This is a genomic window from Ensifer sp. EB106-03-01-XG145 (assembly GCF_058792075.1).
Map to the genome: position 1 here is coordinate 79,852 of NZ_JBYTEC010000011.1, position 17,157 is coordinate 97,008.

At 62.4% G+C, this 17,157-nt stretch carries 15 protein-coding genes; 9 read left to right on the forward strand and 6 right to left on the reverse strand.

Going from position 1 to position 17,157, the window contains the following annotated elements:
- Positions 1–140 precede the first annotated feature (140 nt).
- On the forward strand, positions 141–2,030 hold the full coding sequence (gene htpG / locus AC3WWH_RS23555) for a molecular chaperone HtpG (protein WP_058324964.1): 1,890 nt from the start codon (positions 141–143) through the stop codon (positions 2,028–2,030).
- Positions 2,031–2,123: 93 nt separating this feature from the next.
- Here htpG and AC3WWH_RS23560 read toward each other — a convergent pair whose 3' ends face one another.
- Both AC3WWH_RS23560 and AC3WWH_RS23565 read right to left on the reverse strand, forming a co-directional pair.
- Positions 2,124–3,308, reverse strand: a complete 1,185-nt coding sequence (locus AC3WWH_RS23560) for a CaiB/BaiF CoA transferase family protein (RefSeq protein WP_113398806.1) — start codon at positions 3,306–3,308, stop codon at positions 2,124–2,126.
- 11 nt (positions 3,309–3,319) lie between these two features.
- Complete coding sequence (locus tag AC3WWH_RS23565; protein WP_492377290.1) at positions 3,320–4,507, reverse strand: acyl-CoA dehydrogenase; 1,188 nt, start codon at positions 4,505–4,507, stop codon at positions 3,320–3,322.
- Between the two features lie 208 nt (positions 4,508–4,715).
- Between AC3WWH_RS23565 and AC3WWH_RS23570 the strand changes: the two genes are divergently transcribed.
- A complete protein-coding gene (locus tag AC3WWH_RS23570; RefSeq protein WP_058324967.1) occupies positions 4,716–5,669 on the forward strand; it encodes a LysR family transcriptional regulator in 954 nt (317 codons plus the stop codon).
- A 95-nt stretch (positions 5,670–5,764) separates the two neighbouring features.
- Positions 5,765–6,892, forward strand: coding sequence for an NAD(P)/FAD-dependent oxidoreductase (locus tag AC3WWH_RS23575; RefSeq protein WP_058324968.1), 1,128 nt, complete (start codon positions 5,765–5,767; stop codon positions 6,890–6,892).
- A gap of 68 nt (positions 6,893–6,960) precedes the next feature.
- Here AC3WWH_RS23575 and AC3WWH_RS23580 read toward each other — a convergent pair whose 3' ends face one another.
- A complete protein-coding gene (locus tag AC3WWH_RS23580; protein ID WP_057249142.1) occupies positions 6,961–7,692 on the reverse strand; it encodes a GntR family transcriptional regulator in 732 nt (243 codons plus the stop codon).
- Between the two features lie 239 nt (positions 7,693–7,931).
- On the opposite strand from AC3WWH_RS23580, the gene AC3WWH_RS23585 reads away from it, so the two are divergent.
- Both AC3WWH_RS23585 and AC3WWH_RS23590 read left to right on the forward strand, forming a co-directional pair.
- Positions 7,932–8,945 carry an SIS domain-containing protein gene (locus AC3WWH_RS23585; RefSeq protein WP_058324969.1) on the forward strand — a complete coding sequence of 338 codons (1,014 nt, stop codon included), beginning with the start codon at positions 7,932–7,934 and terminating at the stop codon, positions 8,943–8,945.
- Between the two features lie 84 nt (positions 8,946–9,029).
- A complete protein-coding gene (locus AC3WWH_RS23590) occupies positions 9,030–9,842 on the forward strand; it encodes a PfkB family carbohydrate kinase (protein ID WP_058324970.1) in 813 nt (270 codons plus the stop codon).
- Between the two features lie 101 nt (positions 9,843–9,943).
- Here AC3WWH_RS23590 and AC3WWH_RS23595 read toward each other — a convergent pair whose 3' ends face one another.
- The 3 genes from AC3WWH_RS23595 to AC3WWH_RS23605 all read right to left on the reverse strand — a co-directional run bounded on the left by AC3WWH_RS23595 (position 9,944) and on the right by AC3WWH_RS23605 (position 13,114).
- Complete coding sequence (locus AC3WWH_RS23595) at positions 9,944–10,915, reverse strand: amino acid ABC transporter permease (RefSeq protein ID WP_112997023.1); 972 nt, start codon at positions 10,913–10,915, stop codon at positions 9,944–9,946.
- A 17-nt stretch (positions 10,916–10,932) separates the two neighbouring features.
- The gene (locus AC3WWH_RS23600) at positions 10,933–12,213 is read right to left on the reverse strand and encodes an NAD(P)/FAD-dependent oxidoreductase (protein ID WP_058324971.1); all 1,281 of its coding nucleotides are present in this window, start codon (positions 12,211–12,213) and stop codon (positions 10,933–10,935) included.
- Between the two features lie 73 nt (positions 12,214–12,286).
- Positions 12,287–13,114: a transporter substrate-binding domain-containing protein gene (locus AC3WWH_RS23605; RefSeq protein ID WP_058324972.1), complete on the reverse strand. Its 828-nt coding sequence runs from the start codon at positions 13,112–13,114 to the stop codon at positions 12,287–12,289.
- A 420-nt stretch (positions 13,115–13,534) separates the two neighbouring features.
- Between AC3WWH_RS23605 and AC3WWH_RS23610 the strand changes: the two genes are divergently transcribed.
- The 4 genes from AC3WWH_RS23610 to phnE all read left to right on the forward strand — a co-directional run bounded on the left by AC3WWH_RS23610 (position 13,535) and on the right by phnE (position 17,153).
- Complete coding sequence (locus tag AC3WWH_RS23610; protein ID WP_058324973.1) at positions 13,535–13,912, forward strand: YciI family protein; 378 nt, start codon at positions 13,535–13,537, stop codon at positions 13,910–13,912.
- A gap of 262 nt (positions 13,913–14,174) precedes the next feature.
- Complete coding sequence (gene phnC, locus AC3WWH_RS23615) at positions 14,175–15,017, forward strand: phosphonate ABC transporter ATP-binding protein (RefSeq protein WP_058324974.1); 843 nt, start codon at positions 14,175–14,177, stop codon at positions 15,015–15,017.
- Between the two features lie 86 nt (positions 15,018–15,103).
- Positions 15,104–16,009: a phosphonate ABC transporter substrate-binding protein gene (gene phnD, locus AC3WWH_RS23620; RefSeq protein ID WP_058324975.1), complete on the forward strand. Its 906-nt coding sequence runs from the start codon at positions 15,104–15,106 to the stop codon at positions 16,007–16,009.
- A gap of 181 nt (positions 16,010–16,190) precedes the next feature.
- On the forward strand, positions 16,191–17,153 hold the full coding sequence (gene phnE, locus AC3WWH_RS23625) for a phosphonate ABC transporter, permease protein PhnE (RefSeq protein ID WP_058324976.1): 963 nt from the start codon (positions 16,191–16,193) through the stop codon (positions 17,151–17,153).
- Positions 17,154–17,157 lie beyond the last annotated feature (4 nt).

The window sequence follows — 17,157 nt, forward strand, 5'->3', positions numbered from 1 at the left end:
GAAGGAGCATACGTTGGCCAGTTTTCAGCGTTCCTTCGCAGTGCAGCATCATACAGAAATGGGTACCACGCAAGACGACCCTTGAAATTCTGGACGCAGCTTGCCAATTGGGGCGCAAAGCACAAGGAGTTGCCAAGGCGATGAGCGAAACCGAAATGTCCGTAGAGAAACATGTCTTCGAAGCCGATGTGGCGCGACTGCTCCATTTGATGGTGCATTCGGTCTATTCCGACAAGAACGTCTTCCTCCGCGAACTGATTTCGAACGCCGCGGACGCCTGCGAGAAGCTGCGCTACGAAGCGATCGCCTCGCCTGAGCTTCTTGCCGGAGACCCCACCCCGCGCATCACGCTGACGCTCGATGAGGAAAACAGCCGTCTCGTCGTCGACGACAACGGCATCGGCATGAGCCGTGATGAACTGGTCGAAGCGCTCGGCACGATTGCCCGCTCGGGCACGCGGGCCTTCATGGAGCGCATCGAGGCCGCGCAGGGCAAGGAAGGCGCACAGCTTATCGGTCAGTTCGGCGTCGGCTTCTATTCCGCCTTCATGGTCGCCGACAAGGTCGATGTCGTGTCGCGTCGCGCCGGTTCCGAACACGCCTGGCTGTGGTCCTCCGACGGCAAGGGCAGCTACACCGTTGCTGCCGCCGAACTTGCGGACGCTCCGGCGCGCGGTACGCGCATCACGCTCCATCTGATGGAGGATGCCAAGACCTACACGTCGCGCTGGACCGTCGAGCGCATCGTCAAGGATCAGTCCGGCCATGTGCCGGTGCCGATCTCGATCGTCGAGAAGCCCGGGGCCGAGCCGGTTTCCGTCGGCGACGGCACGGCCCTCTGGACCAAGCAGAAGAGCGAGATTTCCAAGGAAGACTACGCCGACTTCTACCGTGGCGTCGCCGGGCAGTATGACGATCCGGCCCTGACCGTCCATTTCCGCGCCGAAGGCCGTCACGAATATACCGCACTTGCCTTCGTGCCCGGCTCGAAGCCCTTCGACCTCTTCGACCCGGACCGCAAGGGCCGGATGAAGCTCTACGTCAAACGCGTCTTCATCACCGACGAGGCGGAATTGCTGCCGCGCTACCTGCGCTTCGTGCGCGGCCTCGTCGATACGTCCGACCTGCCCTTGAACGTCTCGCGTGAGATGATCCAGGAAAGCCCGCTGCTGGCAAGTATCCGCAAGGGCGTGACCAACCGCGTGCTGACGGCGATCGAGAAGCTGGCGGAAAACGAACCGGAGAGCTTCGCCAAGGTCTGGGAGAACTTCGGCAGCGTGCTGAAGGAAGGCATCTACGAGGACTACGAGCGCCGCGAACAACTGATCGCTCTGTCACGCTTCCGTACCACCACCTCGGATGAAGGCCAGCGCAGTCTCGCCGACTACGTCAAGGACATGAAGGAAGGCCAGTCGGCGATCTATTATCTGACGGGCGACAATCTCGGCCAGCTCAAGGCCTCGCCGCAGCTCGAAGGTTTCCGCGCCCGCGGCATCGAAGTGCTGCTCTTGACCGATCCGGTCGATAGCTTCTGGGTGACCTCGGCTCCGGACTTCGACGGCAAGCCGCTGAAGTCGATCACCCAAGGGGCGGCTGATCTCAGCAATATCGCCAAGTCTGAAGGCGACAAGGAAGAGCCGCCGAAGGCCAGCCAGCTGGTCATCGACTTCGTTGCCTTCGCCAAGGAGACCCTGGGCGCGGCGGTCTCCGATGTCCGCACGTCCGACCGCCTGACGGAAAGTGCCGTCTGCCTGGTCGCGCCGGAACACGGTCCCGATCGCCAGCTCGAAAAGATGCTGCAAGGCGCCGGCCGTCTTGACGATGCGGCCAAGCCGATCCTCGAAGTTAACCCGAACCACGCACTGATCGCCGCGATGGCCGCCAGCCCTGCCGGCGATACAGCTTTTCGAACGGATGCCGTACAACTCCTGCTCGACCAGGCGCGCGTGCTCGATGGCGACAAGCCGCAGGATCCGCGCGCTTTTGCCGAACGGCTGTCGCGCGTCTTCAACCGCGCACTCAAGGCCTAACGGAAAAACCCCGGAAATCTCCAGGATTTCCGGGGTTTTTTGCTATTTTCTCAGGTGGTGTCTTAACAAGCGCCTTCGGGGCCTCACCTTGCGTTAGCCCGCCTTCGGGACCTGCATCCCGATCTCGGCGAGTACCTCGTCGGTGTGCTCTCCAAGCCGCGGTACGCCGCGGTCCAGCGCAAGCTCGGCCGCTGAAAAGCGGATCGGCGTCCGCACACCCGGCGAGGTACCGGCGGCAGCGCCCGAATGCGGCGTATCCACCCGCATCTTCCGATGCTCGATCTGCGGATCGGCAAAGACGTCGGCGACGGTGTTGATCGGCCCGCCGGGCACCCCGGCATCTTCCAGCAACGTCAACAGAGTGTCGCGCTCGATCTTCACGGTTTCGGCTGCCAGTTCGGGCGTCAGCGTGTCGCGGTTCTGCACGCGCAGCGCGTTGGTCAGATAACGTTCGTCGGTCGCGAGATCGGCGCGGTCGAGCAACGTGCAGAACTTCACGAACTGCCGATCGTTGCCGACCGCAACGATCAGGTGGCCGTCGGAGGTCGGGAAGACCTGATAGGGCGCTATGTTCGGGTGGGCATTGCCGAGCCGGCGCGGCGCCTTGCCGGAGACCAGGAAGTTCAGCGCCTGGTTGGCAAGAACGCCGGTCATGCAGTCGAGCAGCGCCATGTCGATCTGCTGCCCCTCGCCGGTGCGCTCGCGCTGGGCAAGCGCCGCCTGGACGGCAATTACACCGTAGAGACCGGTGAAGATATCGGCGAAGGCAACGCCGATCTTCTGCGGCTCGCGATCGGGCTCACCGGTCAGGTCCATGATGCCACTCATGCCCTGGACGATATAATCGTAGCCGGCGCGATGAGCATAGGGACCGTCCTGGCCGAAGCCCGTGACCGAGCAATAGATCAGCCGCGGATTGATCTTCTTCAGGCTCTCGTAGTCGAGACCATATTTGACGAGCCCTCCGACCTTGAAGTTTTCGAGGAGAACGTCCGACTGGGCGGCAAGGCGGCGCACGGCCTCCTGTCCCTCCTCCGTGGTGAAATCGAGCACCACGGAGCGCTTGCCGCGGTTGCAGGCGTGGAAGTAGGCGGCATCGAGCTTCTCGCCATCTTCGCCCGCGACGAAGGGCGGGCCCCAGGTGCGGGTGTCGTCGCCGGCCGGGCTTTCCACCTTGATGACGTCGGCACCAAGATCGGCCAGCGTCTGGCCGATCCAGGGGCCCGCGAGAATGCGGGCCAGTTCCAGGACACGAATGCCCTTCAGCGGCGCTTCCATGATCGTGCCGCTCAGAAGAAGGCCTGGAGGCCGGTCTGGGCGCGGCCGAGGATCAGCGCATGGACGTCATGCGTGCCCTCGTAGGTGTTGACGGTCTCGAGGTTCACCATGTGGCGCATGACCTGGTACTCCTCGGAGATGCCGTTGCCGCCGTGCATGTCGCGGGCCATGCGGGCGATATCGAGCGCCTTGCCGCAATTGTTGCGCTTGACGATGGAGATCATTTCCGGGGCCATGCGGCCCTCGTCCATCAGGCGGCCGACACGCAGCGAGCCCTGCAGGCCGAGCGTGATCTCCGTCTGCATGTCGGCAAGCTTCTTCTGGAAGAGCTGAGTCTGTGCCAGCGGACGGTTGAACTGCTTGCGGTCGAGGCCATACTGGCGCGCGGCATGCCAGCAGAATTCAGCGGCACCGAGCGCACCCCAGGAAATGCCGTAGCGGGCGCGGTTGAGGCAGCCAAACGGACCCTTGAGGCCTTCCACATTCGGCAGCAGCGCCTCTTCGCCGACCTCGACATTGTCCATGACGATTTCGCCGGTGATCGAGGCGCGCAGCGACAGCTTACCGGCGATCTTCGGAGCGGAAAGGCCCTTCATGCCCTTTTCGAGCACGAAGCCGCGGATAGCACCGCCATGAGCTTCCGACTTCGCCCAGACGACGAAGACATCGGCGAGCGGCGCGTTGGAAATCCACATCTTCGAGCCGACAAGGCGGTAGCCGCTCTCGGTCTTGATGGCGCGGGTCTTCATACCGGCCGGATCGGAGCCGGCGTCCGGCTCGGTCAGGCCGAAGCAGCCGATCCACTCGCCGCTGATGAGCTTCGGGAGATACTTCTGCTTCTGCTCTTCAGAGCCATAGGCATAGATCGGATAGATCACCAGCGAAGACTGCACGCTCATCATCGAGCGGTAGCCGCTGTCGACGCGCTCGACTTCGCGCGCGACAAGGCCGTAGGCGACGTAAGAAGCGCCGACGCCGCCATAGGTATCCGAGACGGTCACGCCGAGCAGGCCGAGCTCGCCCATCTCGCGGAAGATCTCCGGATCGGTCGATTCTTCGCGATAGGCGTCGATGACGCGCGGCTGCAGCCGGCCTTGCGCATAGGCCCGCGCCGTGTCGCGGATCATACGTTCGTCCTCGGTCAACTGATCTTCGAGCAGGAACGGATCATCCCATTGAAATTGCGTCTTGCCGGCCATGTTTCTCTCCCATCGGATTATTCGGCTCATGTTATCGCAAGGGGTGCATGCCGTTTCAAACGAAATTGAGGCACCGCCTCATGCGTTCAGGGAATGCCCCCGTGTTGCAAAATCGCTGAAATATGACGACAAGAACTCAAGTCCTTCGGGCCACCACCGTGGAGCGAATGGCCAGTGCAACGCCAGAGATCAAAAGCAAGCCACGACCATGGCCAATGACCGCCTCGAACGCTTCGCCCACAATCTCGACTGGAATCTGCTGCGCACTTTCGTCGTGCTTGTCGAGGAAGGCAGCATCACCGCCGCCGCGAACCGCCTGCTCCTGCAGCAGCCGGCCGTCAGCATGGCGCTGAAACGATTGGAGCAGACCGTCGGCCAGAAGCTCATCGACAGACGTCCCGGGCGCTTCAACCTGACGGATGCCGGCGCCCGCCTGCATGCCCAATGCCGCGATATCTTCGCGGCCGTCATTCGGCTGCCGAACGTACTGGAGATCGCCGGAGAGGAAATCACCGGCCACCTCAACATCCACTCAGTCAGCCACGCCCACAACCCTGCCTGGGACCGCAAGCTCGAAAGTTTCTTCCGTTTGCACTCCAAGGTGACGCTATCGGTCACTGTCGCGACGACGGTCGACGTTCTAAGCGCCGTCGAGCGAAACGTCGCGACCATCGGCCTTTGCGACGGCAACATACCCGACTGGCTCAACAAACGCTTCCATGTACGCGAACGTTACGCGCTCTACTGCGGCCGCGATCATCCGCTGTTCGGCGTTCAAGGCGTCGACTTCAACGATCTCAGGGGCAATCCCTATATCGCCTTCATCGCCGACGTGCTTGGCGGGCAGCATATGAACTCGGTGACGGCGGTGCGTGCCGTCGGATCCTTCGGCCAGCAGGTCCGCGCCGTCTCCTGCAATGTCGAAGAGGTCATGCGGCTGATCGCCTCCAATGTCGGCATCGGCATGCTGCCCGACCACCTGGCGGCGCCAGCCGTTGCGGAGGGCCAGCTCTGGCAGTTGCCGCCCTACACCGACCTGCCGACGACTGATGTCTTTCGCATTTCCAACCCGAACGCGATCCTCAATCCGGCGGAGGCTGCTTTTCTTTCCCATGTCGCCGATACCGAGCCCCTCGACCACTGTCTTGACGAGATAGCCTGACCATCATCAGAATTGATAGCCACCTTTCCGGTTATAAATTTGAACGCGGTTGGCAGCTTGCCTATGGTCCCGCCAACAACCAATGGAGGCGGGACATGCGAGACTACGATGTGGCAATCATTGGCGGCGGGATCGCCGGCCTGTCACTCGCCTATTTCCTGGCACCACGTCGCTCCGTCGTGGTGATCGAGCGGGAGGAAGGGCTCGGCTATCACAGCACCGGCCGCTCGGCCGCAGAATTCGTGCTGCGCTACAACACGCCGGAAGTCTGTGCGCTCGCGGCGATCTCCAAGTCCTTCTTCGACAAACCGCCTGAGGGGTTTTCCGAAGTGGCGCTGCTCAAGCAGCGCGGCGGCGTCATGATCGCCAACGCCGAGAAGACTGATCGCTTCGAAGAGGTCTTCGCCGAGGAAAGTCGCGCCAATGCCGAGATCCAAAGGCTGACCATCGACGAAGTAATCGCACGGGTGCCTATTCTCCGGCGGGATTACGTTGCCGCGGCCTATTACGATCCGCATTTCTGGGACATCGAAGTCGAGAACCTCGTGCAGGGTTACGTCAGGGGCGCTCGCCGGCATGGCGCCGCGATCGTCGAACGCTCGGACGTGCTGGCGCCGCGTCGGGACGGCGATCGCTGGGTGCTCACGACCAGTGCCGGCGATGTCAGCGCAAAGACGATCGTCAACGCCGCCGGCGGTTGGGCCGATCCGGTTGCGGACCTGTTCGGCGTCGCCCCCGTCGGTATCGTGCCGCATCGCCGCACGGCGATCACCGTTGATCTTCCCGAAGGCATCGATGCGCTCACCTTGCCGGAGATCAACGAGATCGATGAAGACTTCTACATGAAGCCCGAGGGTGGGCGGCTGCTCGCCTCGCCGGCCGACGCCACCCCTTGCGAGCCGGCCGACGTCCAGCCCGAGGAAATCGACGTCGCCTGGGCGGCGCACTACATCGAAGAGGCAACGACCGTACCGGTTCGCCGCATCTTCAAGAGCTGGGCCGGCATGCGCAGCTTCTCGTCCGACAAGTTGCCGGTCATCGGCTTTGCCCGCGACCGACCGGATTTCTTCTGGCTCGCCGGCCAGGGCGGCTACGGCATCCTGACCTCACCGGCGCTCGGCGCACTCGCCGCGAACCTCGTCGTCGGCACCTCGCCCCCGGAAGGCTTTGACGCGGTCGGTCTCGACCCATCGAAGTTCAGCCCGGCGCGTCTGGAGCAATAACGAGGCTGTTCCTCGCCGCGTCACGTCGTTCAAAGTCGATTGCTGGCCGACCTCGACCGTCGGCCGGATCACTTACGCGCTAGGCTGAAGGAAAAATGGCTGCCGCGGTGATAGTCGAGCGCGTAGACCACCGGCAAGCCGGCCGCATTGAAACAGGTCTCGCGGATCAGCAGTGCCGGCCCGAAATCGCGCAGGTCGTTGCGCTCCACCACATCATCTGGAAGCATGACGGCGGAGACAATCGCGGCCGACATCCTGGGCCTGCTCCTGTGCTGATCCAGCAGATCGAGCAGTGAACCTGTCCAATCGACATCATAAAGGCGCAACGGGATGATGCTGCGCGGGATGAAGTCGACGCAATAGAGGATCGGCTCGTCCTTGTGCAGCCGCAGCCGTTCGAGACGGATCACCCGCTCGCCCGGCTGGAGCCGCAACTGCTCAGCCGTGGTGGCGTCGGGTGCTTCCTCCGCCACCGAAAGAACCTTGTTGGCCGTGGCGTAGCCATAGTGCCGGGCCATGTCCGTGACGCTTTCGAAGACGGTGATCGGCCGATCGACCTGCACGGCGGACATCGCCGAGACGAACCGCCCCCGGCCGTGCTCGACATAGATGATGCTGTCCTGCTCAAGCAGTTTCAGCGCTTCGCGCAGCGCCGGACGCGAGATCTTGAAGCGCTGCGTCAACTGCGCCTCGGTCGGCAGTTTGTCGCCGGGATTGAGCCCTTCGTCGCGAATCAGATCTGCGATGCGGTCGCGGAGCTGAATGACCAGTGTGCGCGTATCACGAAGGGGTTCGTCCAATTCCTCTCACTCCGTTGAACAATTACAAGGATGTTCTTGTCTGACAAATTCTGGAAGGTCAAGTGCGCCTCCGGCCAACCGGATTTTCGCTGCTACTCGGCGTGCATCGCGAGGTGCAGCGGTGCTGGCGAGATATCTCTCTTGACACCGCTTCGCATTGTTGTCAGTTGTCTTACAACATTGAGGAGAACGGCGGACGCCATGACCGCCGACCGAGGCAATCACCGGGAAAGCGTGCCATGCTGAACTTCGACGAACAGAGATTTCTTCGCATCCAGTTGGGCGCTGGCGCACTGCGCCAGCAACTGGACACCACCATCGCGGCTTGTCTCGCCGCCGGCGCGGAGAACATCTTTTTCACGGGAACGGGAGGCGCCGCCATCCTGATGCAGCCGGCAGCCCAGCTTCTTCAGCGCCAGTCCCGCTTTCCCACCTTTATCGACCTGCCGGCAGAGCTCGTCCTTTCCGGATCGGCAAACCTGAATTCCAGGTCCATCGTGGTCATTCCCTCCCTCTCCGGCACCACGAAGGAAAGCGTGGCGCTGCTCGAGAAGGCAAAAGCGGTTGGCGCGACGGTATTGACGCTGGTCGGGCATCGGGACACGCCACTCGGCCAAGGCGGCGACCACGTCTTCGTCAATTTCGCCGAAGACGACACCTCCTGCGAGTCATTCTATCTGCAATCGCTGTTCATTGCGCTTTCGATCATGCGCCACCGCGGGGAACTCGAAAATTACGAGCGGATTGTGGGTGAACTCGAAACCCTGCCGCAGGCGCTGCTGGAGGTGAAGCGAAGCTTCGAACCCCGAGCAGAGGATTTCGCGAAGGTTCTTGCCGGCTCCGACTATCATATCATCACCGGCGCCGGGAACGTGTGGCCGGAAGCCTTCTACTACGGCATGTGCATTCTCGAGGAGATGCAGTGGATCCGCACCCGTCCGGTGCATGCCTCCGACTTCTTCCATGGAACGCTCGAACTGGTCGAACAGGACGTCAGCGTCGTCCTGTTCAAGGGCGAAGATGCGATGCGTCCACTCGCCGAGCGCGTTCAGAACTTCGTGCCTAGCTACACAAGCAAGCTCACCGTGCTCGACACGGCGGAGTTTACCCTCTCCGGCCTTTCTCCCGACGCGCGCGGTCTCGTCTCGCCGATCGTGCTTGCAACGGTGCTCGAGCGCATCAGTGCCCACCTGGAGGTCATGCGCAATCACCCGCTGACGACGCGGCGCTACTACAAGCGCGTTGCCTACTGAGCATTCGAGACGTAATCGTTCGCCCGACGATCGCGGATGCGAAAACGCGTTCGCGACCTTTCCATGCGGCCGCCAGGAGACGCTATGACCACTTTCCGCCTTGCTGCCGTCGGCGACAATTGCATCGACCGTTTCCAGGCGCCGGTCGGGGAAACCTATGTCGGTGGTAACGCGATCAATGTCGCCGTGCAGTTGGCGCTTCTCGGACACCAATCTTTCTACTTCGGCGCCGTCGGCCGTGACCGCGGCGGCACACAGGTGCGGCAGCTTCTCGAGCAGAACGGCGTGCGGCTTGACGGCCTCAAGGAGCGCGACGTCAACACCGCCTATACCGACATCGGCATCACGCCGGATGGCGACCGTGTCTTCCTCTATGAGGATTTCGGCGCCTGTGCCGGTTACCGACCCGACGCGGAAGACCTCGCTCTCCTGAAGACCATGGATCACGTGCATATAGGCTGGCTCGACGACGGCGGCGCGCTGCGCCGGGCACTTGCAGCCGAGGGCGTCAGCGTCTCGCAGGATGTCTCCGTCAACGCCGCCCCCGCCAACCTTGGCGTGGAGGGCCTCAACATCGCCTTCGGGTCCGGCGGCGACGGCGATCAGGACGCAGAGCGATTGGCTGATGGCTTCCTCTCTCGCGGTGCTAAGCTGGCCGTCGTCACGCGAGGCGCCCTCGGCTCGCTCGCAATCGACGGAACCGAACTGGTATCGACCGGCAGCCATCCTGTGGATGTCGTCGACACTACCGGCGCGGGCGACAGCTTTATCGCCGGGTTCATTCTGGCTCATCTCGAAGGCCGCCCGCTGAGCGAGCGACTGAAGGCCGGGCGCGACCTCGCTGCACGCACCTGCACCCATGTCGGCGGGTTTCCGCAACAGCCGCACACTCTGTAACAAGACGAGCCCGCCTCACCCGACCCAGTTCAACAACGGGCCCGGTAAATGGCGGGCGTCTTCAGGCTTTCCACCCCGAGAAATTCGCGTGCGCACCGTACTCAGCGGACATCGAAGCGCCCGAAGCGGGCCTCGACACGCGACTGCAGGAACTCAAGACCGATCGACAGGATCCAGTAGATCATCGAGGCGGTGATCAGCATCTCGATGTGCCGGAACTCGGTTTGCCCTTGAGTGCGGGCGAGATACATGATCTCCCAGACCCCGACGACGGAGACGAGCGAAGAGTCCTTCAACATGGCGATGAACTGGTTGCCGGTCGGCGGGACGATGACGCGCATCGCCTGCGGCATGATCACCAGCGCCATCGTCTGGCTCGGGCTAAGGCCGAGTGCGGTCGCGCCTTCCGTCTGGCCCCGCGGGATGCTCTCGATCCCGGCCCGGAAGATCTCCGTCATATAGGCGCCATAGCAGAGCGACAGCGCCAGGATGCCCGCCGGCACCGCGCCGATGACGTAGCCGACCTGCGGCAGGCCGAGATAGATGATGTAGATCTGCATCAACAAGGGCAGACCGCGGAAGAGCGAGGTGTAGAAGGTCGCGAGACCGTAGATCACGCCGTTCTTCGACAGCTTCGCAATTGCCCCGACCAGCGCGATGAGGGTGGCGATCGCGATCGAGATCACCGAGATATAGAGCGTCGTGACGACGCCCTGGGAGACCAGGTAGCCGATCTTCTTGGCGATGAAGGCGAAGGACAGATCGAACGAGTAGAAGAACAGCATCAGCAGGACGAAGAGCTCGACCCAGACGCCGATCACCTGTCCGCTACGCGGCAATTGCCGCAAAGCCTTCCAGTTCGCTACCGCGATCAGCGCGACCATCAAGGCGCTGACCAACCGGCCGAGCGCTGGATTGGCTTCCAGCCACCCTGCCGAAGTCGGCAGCAGATGCCCAATCCAGGCGGGGCTGATGCCGAGCCCGTAGATCGCCAGCGTGACGAGCGCCAGCATGAGAAACATGCCGGACCGTCGCGCGACATCCGGATAAGTCAGTATCAGACGACCAATCATCTCAAAATCTCCGGCGTTCAGGCCGCGCGCTCGCGCCACCAGTCCTGTGCCTGCAGTTTCCAGTAGGTGAGTTGAGCAACCGCCAGCCCGGCATAGCCGCCGGCCCAGACCAGACCGAACGGCCGGAAGAGCTTGTAGCGGTCTGACTGTCCGAGAATGCCTTCGGCTACCAGCTTGCCGCCGATCGCCGTGGTGTTGAGCCCGTGGCCGCCAAAGGCGGTGCAATGCCAGACTCCCGGCCGCATCTCGCCGATCTGGGGCATCAGGTGGCGTGCATAGGACATCAGCCCAGACCAGGCGAGTTCGGTCTTCAGTTCCTTGAGTTGCGGATAGGTGCCCGTCATCTCGCGCCGCAATTCGGCAGCAAGGGCCGCCGGCGAAGCTGCCCGCGTGGTGATCCGCCCGCCCCAAAGCAGTCGCTTGCCCCCATCCACCAGCCGGTAATAGTCCCCGGCGCGGCGGTTGTCGCCGATCGCGTCGCGGGTGGCGATGGCAGAACGGATCAGGTCCGGCGCTTCTTCGCTCAGCATCACATAGGTGGCGATCGGCAGGAACGCCCGCTGCAGCCGGCCGTTGAGCGCGCCGGTATAGCCGCCGGTCGTGAAGACGACCTGGCGGGCCTTGACGCGGCCGCGGGCGGTCGACACCGTCTTTTCGGCCCCGTCGAGTGTGCTCGCCGTTGCCGCCGAGCCTTCGTAGATCCGCCCACCCAGCCGTTCGATCTCTTCTGCCACCGCACGAAGGTAGTTGAGCGGGTGCATGTGGAATGCCTTGGGGTCGCGCAGACCCTGGAAATAGCGCTTCGACTTCAACACCGCGCGAATATGCTCGGTGTCGAAGTATTCCAATTCGTATCCGTAGTTTTGACGCATCGCGTCGGCATGTGCCTTCATGCTGCCGTCGTCGTCATAGCGCAGCACGCTGGTGATGCCGGGCTGCGCATGCGCGCTCTCGATCTTCAGCGCCGCGATCGTATCGCGAACAAAATCCACGCCTTCGATCGACAGGCGGTGGATCTGCCGCGCCCCTTCGGCACCGGCCATTCGGGCAATATTCTCGCCACCGGTCGCAAAACCGGGGCTGACGAAGCCTCCATTTCGACCGGAAGCCCCGAAGCCGATACTCTCGGCTTCGAGCACGACCACCGACTGCCCGGCGCGTGCAAGCTGAAGCGCCGTTGTCAGACCAGCAAGCCCACCGCCGACAACGACCGTGTCACATTCGATGGTTTCCGAAAGCACTGGTCTGACCTTCCGGTCGACCATCGTATTTTTGTAGTAGGTGTCGGGATAGGACATGTTCTCTCGCTCTGCGGACAGCGATTAAGGGTTGCGGGGCGGCACGAACTGCCGCCGCGCAGACTTGTCCAATTCAGTCGGCGCTATAGTCCTTGCCGTACCACTTGGTGGTAAAGCTCGCGAGCGTGCCGTCCTTCTTCATCTCCGCGATGAGGTCGCCGATCTTCTTCGTCCACTCGGGGTCGGTCTTTTCCGCGATCACGACAAGCGGCTCCTTGAACGCGTACTCGCCGTCAAGGACCCTGAGCGGATAACCGTTCTTGATGGCGTTGAGCGCTGTCTGTTCCGGCGCGATGACCGCATCAAGGCGCACGCCATTGCCGAGGCGCAGGTCGTCGAAGGGAAGCATGGAATCGGCGAAGGTGCGGATCTCGCCCGGTTCCAGCTTGTATTCGATCGGCGGAAGCCCCGGCGCGTCGATTTCCAACTGCCGGCGAATGAAATCCTCCGATGTCGTGGCCGTTTCAACGCCGACGACCTTGCCGTTCAGGTCGGTGACAGACTTCGCCTCGCTGTCCTTGTGCAGCACATAGACATAGGGGCTGTAGTAATAGATGCCGGCGAAGTCGATGACCTGGGCGCGTGCCTTGGTGGGGGTGACGGAGCCGACGCCGACGTCATAACGTCCCTGCCAGCGGCCGCCTGTCAAGGTTGCCCAGTCCGGCGTCTCGAAGCTGACCTCGACGCCAAGGCGCTTGCCGATCTCGCGGGAGACATCGATGTCGAAGCCGACCAGCTGGTTGCTGTCGTCGAGATAGCTCTGCGGCGGCCACCCGCTATTGGTGGCGACCACCATGGCCTTCTTGCTCATGACACGGTCGAGCGTCTCGCCTGCCTGCGCGGCGGTGGCAAGCGCCAGCGCGGCAGCGCCGACGGCAAGCTGTAGAACCAGTTTCCTCACGCATTCCTCCTGTTTGAACGTCAGCAATGGGTTCCCGTTTATGTAAGATGTCTGACAACATAAGTTAGAAAAGATCGATAAAGACGAGTCAAGGGCGGAAGCGCATCCGCTCCATGAAACGAAGTGATGGGACCATGTGTCTTCGTGATGAATGAGCCAATGAAGAGCCTCCGGCGCCGAGGCGCCGTCATACCGGCAAGAGGCAGCAGGGCATCCCGTCTCCGACTTCGGACAAGTACAGGACAAAGCGGCAATTCGGCGCGCGAACTCAAAAGCGCAGTTCCCGGATCGACCCCGGGCCTAGCGTCGGGCCACAGCATCCTTTGGGTGATTTCGAGAATGGAGTTCAAGCCAGAACCTCGCCACACCGATTGAAGCCATCGGCGAAACCTGACAGGAATGAGTCCGGGAGGACGGTTCATGTATTATGCGATCTTGGCTTATCACACCGCAGGCGTCGTCGAATCCTGGAGCGAGGAGGAGGATGCGGCCTTGATGTCCGAGCTGCTCCAGGTTCATGATCGCTTCGTTCAGCAGAAATCATTCGGACCGGCCGCACGGCTCGGCCCCGTCGAAGGTGCGATGACACTGAGGGGCAAGGGCGAAGGCATCGTCACAGACGGCCCTTTCGCGGAAACCAAAGAGCAGCTTCTCGGCCTCTATGTCGTGGACTTCCCGACGATCGAGGCGGCCATCGCAGCGGCACGCGACCTGCGACGCAGCAATCCAACGGCGATCTACGAGATCCGACCGATTGCGCTCTATGTTCCGGGGGCAACCTTGGAGCCTGGACCGTAGAGCCAGGAATCGCCTGGCGTTACTGTGCTAGGACGCGATCAGGCGACCGCCCTCGATCCAGCCGAATCTCAAGCTGCAATCTTGCGGGAGGTGGCCAATCGGGCACCCACCGGCGCGATATCGTTCACTTTTGATTAACCCAGCCCGCGCGGGTGTGAACTGTAACAGAACTTACAACAAACTGACATTTCGCTTTCATGAAGCGCCGATATGGCAGGTGTCATACCGATGACCGGTCTCCCCGAAAGAGGACCTGCTAGAAATGTTTCAGTTGAAGAGTGTAACCCGCCAGTTCGGCAAGAAGACAGCCGTAAGTTCGGTTACCTTCGACATCCCCCAGGGTCAGATGGTCGGCGTCATCGGCCGTTCGGGCGCCGGCAAGTCGACGCTGCTGCGCATGATCAACCGTCTCGTCGACCTGTCTTCGGGTTCGATCGTCTTCGACGGCAGTGAGGTTTCGTCGCTTCGCGGCGCTGCACTGCGCACTTGGCAGCGTGACTGCGCGATGATCTTCCAGCAGTTCAACCTGGTGCCGCGCCTCGACGTGCTCACCAACGTTCTGCTCGGTCGTCTCAATCACCGCTCGACAGTGCTCAGCATCCTCAACATGTTCACCCGCGAAGAACGCATCATGGCGATCGGCGCGCTCGAGCGCCTCGGCATCGAACAGACCGCACTTCAGCCCGCAGGCACGCTCTCCGGCGGCCAGCAGCAGCGCGTGGCGATCGCCCGCGCACTGATGCAGCAGCCGAAGGTTCTGCTCGCCGACGAGCCGATCGCCTCGCTCGACCCGCTGAACGCCAAAATCGTCATGGACGCACTGCGCGACATCAACGAACGCGACGGCATCACGGTCATCACCAATCTCCACACCCTCGATACCGCGCGCAACTATTGCGAACGCATCATCGGCATGGCGCATGGCCGCGTCGTCTTCGACGGCCAGCCCAAGGATCTGACGGCGGCAGCGGTTGCCGAGATCTACGGCGCCGACACGGGCATCGAGGAATCGATGACCTCCACCAGTATCAACATTCCGGCGGCCGAACCGCAGGAAGAAACGGCATCTGCCGGCCTCAAGCCGCTGGCACTGGCCGGCATCTGACGCCCGCCAGGATCGAAAGCCCGCGTCAAGGGCACCTCTTTGAAACCGAATAGGATCCGGCCAAGCCGGACACACGGGAGAACCTTATGCTGAAGAAAGCTCTGCTGGGCGCCGTCGCGCTCCTCGCCCTCGTCGGCCACGCCCAGGCTGAAGACCTCAAGGAATTCCGCATCGGCATTCTCGGCGGCGAAAACGAAGCCGACCGCCTGCGCAACTTCCAGTGCCTCGTCGACAAGCTGCCGGCTGCCATCGGCGTAGAGAAGGTCTCGCTGTTCCCGGCCGCCGACTATGACGGCGTTATCCAGGGCCTGCTCGGTGGCACGCTCGACTACGCCGAGCTCGGCGCTTCCGGCTATGCCAAGATCTACCTCGCCAAGGCTGACGCCGTCGAGCCGATCCTGACGACCGTTCAGACCGACGGTTCGACCGGCTACCACTCGATCATGGTTGCCCGCAAGGATTCCGGCATCACCAAGCTCGAAGACCTGAAGGGCAAGAAGCTCGGCTTCGCCGATCCGGACTCGACCTCGGGCTACCTCGTCCCGCTCGTCACCCTGCCTGAAGCGATCGGCGCGCCGGTCAAGGAATTCTTCGGTGAAACCGGCTTCGGCGGCGGTCACGAAAACCTCGTTCTCGAAGTCGTCAAGGGCACCTTCGATGCCGGCACGACCTTCGGCTCGGGTGTCGGCGAATTCAAGGACGGCTACACCTCGGGCAACCTGAAGAAGATGGTCGACAAGGGCATCCTCGACATGAACGACCTCGTCGAGCTCTGGAAGTCGCCACTGATCCCGAACGGCCCGATCGTCGTGCGCACCTCGATGAACGACGACATGAAGGCGAAGTTCAAGCAGTTCATGGTCGACCTGCCGAAGACCGACGCTGCCTGCTTCTCCGCCATCCAGGGCGGTGACTTCACCGGCTACACCGAAGTCAACTCCGATTTCTACAAGCCGATCATCGACGCCCGCAAGGCAACGATCGGCGGCTGATAGACCGCATCTTCCGGGAACGCTGGCCGCCCAAACGGCCAGCGTTTCACTGTTTGAAGGGGTGCTCGACACCAGCCCTTCAACCATACCCTACCGCTTTGTTTTCACGCATTTCCTGACGGAAAGCCGCTCCGTGCTTTTCCTTGAAATGCCATAGAGGCCGGCGCGAGCCGGAACGGTCATGGCAACTTCCCTGCTCCCGCGGAATCTGAGCGACAACGGCGCCGTCATCGAGCGCCATTGGCAGGAACTGAGTTCCCGCCGCCGGCTTTACTCCTGGCTCGGCTTCGGCATCCTCTTCCTGGCGCTCTCAGGCTCGCTCTGGTTCGCCAACGATTCCAACGCCGGCAAGTTCTTCGATCGCCTGCCGCATTTCTTCGACTTCGTCGGCGATCTCGCACCGCGTGACGGACTGGAAATCTTCCGTGCCATGTTCGACCTGCCCTCGCCCTATGACGACGGCAGCTTCAAATACAACTACCCGGACGGCCGGCTGTACCTGACCGACAGCTTCTATATCCCCGAATACCTGGACAAGATGCTGGAGACCGTGAACATCGCGATCTTCTCGACGATCATCGGCACGGCACTCGGTTTCGTGCTCTGCTTCTTCGCAGCGCGCAACCTGATGCCCAATCCGTGGATCCGCGGTACCGTTCGCCGGATCATGGAGATCCTGCGCGCCTTTCCGGAAGTGGTGATTGCCGGCTTCTTCCTCGCCATCCTCTCGCTCGGCCCCATTCCCGCGATCGCCGCGGTCTCGATCCACACGGTCGGTGCGCTCGGCAAGCTCTTCTACGAAGTGGTCGAAAACGCCGACATGAAACCGGATGAGGGCCTGCGTGCTGCGGGCGGCAACTGGATCGAGCGCGTCTGGTTCGGCATGGTGCCGCAGGTGCTGCCCAACTTCACCAGCTACTTCCTGCTGCGCCTCGAAATCAACGTGCGCGCCTCGACCATCATCGGCGCCGTTGGTGGCGGCGGCATCGGCGAGCTGCTGCGCCTTTCGATCGGCCAGGGCCACCAGGCGAAAACGCTTGCGATCGTCATCCTGCTGTTCGCGACCATTTTCGCCGTCGACCAGTTTTCCGCCTGGCTTCGCCGTCGCCTCGTTGGCGAACAGGCCTTCCAGCTTGCCCAGTAGGTGC

Excerpts from the sequence above, each read along its gene's own strand:
- phnD (WP_058324975.1), top strand. The coding sequence starts at position 15,104 with ATGCTGAAGAAAGCTCTGCTGGGCGCCGTCGCGCTCCTCGCCCTCGTC.
- AC3WWH_RS23610 (WP_058324973.1), top strand. The coding sequence starts at position 13,535 with ATGTATTATGCGATCTTGGCTTATCACACCGCAGGCGTCGTCGAATCC.
- AC3WWH_RS23560 (WP_113398806.1), bottom strand. The coding sequence starts at position 3,308 with ATGGAAGCGCCGCTGAAGGGCATTCGTGTCCTGGAACTGGCCCGCATT.
- htpG (WP_058324964.1), top strand. The coding sequence starts at position 141 with ATGAGCGAAACCGAAATGTCCGTAGAGAAACATGTCTTCGAAGCCGAT.
- AC3WWH_RS23585 (WP_058324969.1), top strand. The coding sequence starts at position 7,932 with ATGCTGAACTTCGACGAACAGAGATTTCTTCGCATCCAGTTGGGCGCT.
- AC3WWH_RS23575 (WP_058324968.1), top strand. The coding sequence starts at position 5,765 with ATGCGAGACTACGATGTGGCAATCATTGGCGGCGGGATCGCCGGCCTG.
- AC3WWH_RS23590 (WP_058324970.1), top strand. The coding sequence starts at position 9,030 with ATGACCACTTTCCGCCTTGCTGCCGTCGGCGACAATTGCATCGACCGT.
- phnC (WP_058324974.1), top strand. The coding sequence starts at position 14,175 with ATGTTTCAGTTGAAGAGTGTAACCCGCCAGTTCGGCAAGAAGACAGCC.
- AC3WWH_RS23595 (WP_112997023.1), bottom strand. The coding sequence starts at position 10,915 with ATGATTGGTCGTCTGATACTGACTTATCCGGATGTCGCGCGACGGTCC.
- AC3WWH_RS23600 (WP_058324971.1), bottom strand. The coding sequence starts at position 12,213 with ATGTCCTATCCCGACACCTACTACAAAAATACGATGGTCGACCGGAAG.
- phnE (WP_058324976.1), top strand. The coding sequence starts at position 16,191 with ATGGCAACTTCCCTGCTCCCGCGGAATCTGAGCGACAACGGCGCCGTC.
- AC3WWH_RS23565 (WP_492377290.1), bottom strand. The coding sequence starts at position 4,507 with ATGGCCGGCAAGACGCAATTTCAATGGGATGATCCGTTCCTGCTCGAA.
- AC3WWH_RS23570 (WP_058324967.1), top strand. The coding sequence starts at position 4,716 with ATGGCCAATGACCGCCTCGAACGCTTCGCCCACAATCTCGACTGGAAT.